General features: G+C 50.6%; 1 protein-coding gene. It reads right to left on the reverse strand.

The annotated features are described in order from the left end of the window. Positions 1 to 202: 202 nt before the first annotated feature. Positions 203 to 1,264 (reverse strand): ISKra4 family transposase, encoded by a 1,062-nt coding sequence (locus IQ260_RS30605; RefSeq protein WP_228016577.1) that lies wholly within the window; start codon positions 1,262 to 1,264, stop codon positions 203 to 205. Between the last annotated feature and the right edge of the window lie 134 nt (positions 1,265 to 1,398).

The raw sequence follows: 1,398 nt of genomic DNA on the forward strand, positions 1-1,398 counted from the left end.
GGAGTAAGTGGATCGTTTCTGGACTCAATCCCTGGATAAAGCGCTGTTTCATTGAGCGATAGACTATCTATTACTAACGGGTTTTACATCATCATGAATGATGTAAAGGTTTTTGGCGATCTACTTATATCCTTCAGCTCTCCTAATAGTAGCGACTTCATATTGCCAGATGTTTTTGCCATTCCTAAGGCATCGGGCGTAATTAAGTGTTGTGGGATGGGTGTTTCAAAGAGCTTTTAGGAACCGCAGGAAACAACTCGTCAAAGCGCTGATTCACCCATGCGACTCTGAGAATCAAGAGATGTTTGAGTCCTGGCTCACTCCAGCGCATACCAACCCCCTTGAATCGTTGCTGAATCAACCATTTACAGGCACTTTCAACCATACCAGAGCCCAAGGGGATGTGCTGTTTCTCAAAACGTTGATATCGGATGTGAGCGTGGTGACGTTGAAAATACGCCTGGACTTGCAGCAGTGTGGTCAAGTCTTTGCCTGTGAAGAGCTCGGTATTAACCAAGGAGGTCAGCATGGCCAGTACCGTCTGGTGTTGCCCATGGCGTAGGGCATGTCGCCATCGCTTGAACCACTGCTGTTGTCCAGCCTGATGGTTAAACAGAGCGGTGGCGGCTCGCCAAAGATGCCCAGCGGCATGGTAGAAATCGAGCACAGCAATGGCACAGTGGGCAAAACACTGCCGATAGACTCGCCAGAACCCTCGTCCGCCATCACTGATCCAGATGACCTGAGAGGCTGATTCCATCGATTGTCGGTGAGCTTCGAGTTGGAGGACCGGAATGAAACGCTCAAGCGGACCGAGCACCGCGACCAGACGTCGGTGCAACAACTGGGACACCGACTCTCCAGAGCGGGTCAGGCGCGTTCCCAAGCGAGTGAAGATACCAACTTTGACCTCGCGCCAAACGGTTTTGCCTTTCGGGGTTTTGGGGTGTGGACGCATGGGCACCATCACCCCATCCGCTCCAATCAACAGCGGTAAATTCCCCAAGGGGGTCTCTAAGACGTCCGGTGCAATGCATTGGCCCGCTTCGTGTTGGGCCAATTGGTCAGACAGCTCTGCTAAGGCGACTTGACCATGCTGCTCAACCCAATGCCAAAGACTGCTGGCACTGACTTGGAGACCACTGAACTGACCGAGTAACCACGCCGCTAACTCATAGGGCACAAAGACACTGAACAAACAGCCCAAACGCACCAATTCATCACTACTCTTTTGATGTTTAACAATCCCTAAGGCTTCATCCAATGGGGCATATAGCGTTTCTCAGTTGTTTTGAGTATAGTAACAACAGTGAGTAAACCATCCAATAATATCGTTTTGATGGATCTCATCAATAGCATCAGCGATGGCCTCGTTGAGCGCATCATAGGTTCGCGGAG

The sequence above is a fragment of the Leptolyngbya cf. ectocarpi LEGE 11479 genome (genome assembly GCF_015207065.1).
GTDB lineage: Bacteria > Cyanobacteriota > Cyanobacteriia > Phormidesmidales > Phormidesmidaceae > Leptothoe > Leptothoe ectocarpi.